The organism is Piscirickettsia litoralis (genome assembly GCF_001720395.1).
Classification (GTDB): Bacteria; Pseudomonadota; Gammaproteobacteria; order Piscirickettsiales; family Piscirickettsiaceae; genus Piscirickettsia; species Piscirickettsia litoralis.
Genome location: NZ_MDTU01000001.1, coordinates 554,558 through 555,647, shown reverse-complemented (window position 1 = coordinate 555,647; position 1,090 = coordinate 554,558). Strand labels below are relative to the sequence as shown.

Here is a 1,090-nt window from a genome sequence, read left to right as displayed (position 1 = left end):
AAGGTAAAGTCATTTTTGTTTTGTGTGTTTTATTAATCTGTTGAAGGGCGTCTATCGTCAGGAAGAAATTAACCAGATTGGCCTGTGTTGTGGTATCGTGTTGATCCAGTAATAGTCAATAATCACAGGGCTAAGGGTATGTCGGATAATGAAGTAGCAAAGACTCAAGCGGTTTCTTATCATGAGTTGGAAAAGACGTGGGGTGAGTTTTCTGAGAGAGTTAGAGAGTTATTTGATGAGCTTAACCTTGGCCTATTAGATTGGCAGTGTGACCATGTTGCGCTTAGGGTGAACACTGTTGCTAATGCAGATCAATTAAAGCAAGACTTTCTAGGAAAAGGCGGTAAGGTTCTATCTGAAAATAGGATTAACGGTCGACCTATACTTATCTTCGCTTTGCCGTCACCTTTAATTTTAAATACGTTGGCTACTCCTTGTGTTGAGTTGCCTTATCCAGGTGACAAAATATATTCAAAACCAGGTTGGGAGCATATTGAATTAGTCTTCCCCTCAACAGCGCAAGATTGTGATGTTTTGGAGAAAGAACTTGTTTTGTCTCTACCGCATTTAAAAACAGTGTTAAATGGTGAAAAAGAAGAGATAAAAATTAAAAAGACCACTCCAAAAGGTGATAGGGAGCGATTAGCGAATCCAACGATTGCATTTAAAAAAGGTAATATTTGTATTAAAATACACCCTCGCTCTATTCAGGAAATTATTGCGAGTGAGCAGATGAATCAGCCGCGCGTTACTGATTCTTGATTGATGGAGCACGATTTTTATAGAAAGATTGGAGATGTTAATGAATCTGCCTTTAGTTTGGGATGCGCATGGGTGTTTTGCTTTAAGAAAAACAGCAGAGTTAGAGCAGTTGTCTCGGTATAAGGAGGTGGGTGTTAACTTCTTGTCTATTAATATTGGGATGGACTTTAATCCACTGAGTGAAATTATTGAAATTGCCGCAGGCTTTAGAAAGTTTATTGATGATCATGCAGACTATGCATTAGTAACATCTTACTCTTCACTTGAAGATGCAATTGAGCGTGAGCAGATGGCGATTGCTTTTGACCTTGAAGGGACTGTAATGTTG

At 38.8% G+C, this 1,090-nt stretch carries 2 protein-coding genes; both read left to right on the top strand.

The window, feature by feature from the left end:
- Positions 1-138 precede the first annotated feature (138 nt).
- Positions 139-762 carry a VOC family protein gene (locus BGC07_RS02605; protein WP_069311848.1) on the top strand — a complete coding sequence of 208 codons (624 nt, stop codon included), beginning with the start codon at positions 139-141 and terminating at the stop codon, positions 760-762.
- A gap of 40 nt (positions 763-802) precedes the next feature.
- A partial coding sequence (locus BGC07_RS20470; protein ID WP_201258100.1) for a hypothetical protein occupies positions 803-1,090 on the top strand: 288 nt, incomplete at its 3' end.

Coding starts and splice junctions, on each gene's coding strand:
- BGC07_RS02605 (WP_069311848.1), top strand. CDS start 139: ATGTCGGATAATGAAGTAGCAAAGACTCAAGCGGTTTCTTATCATGAG.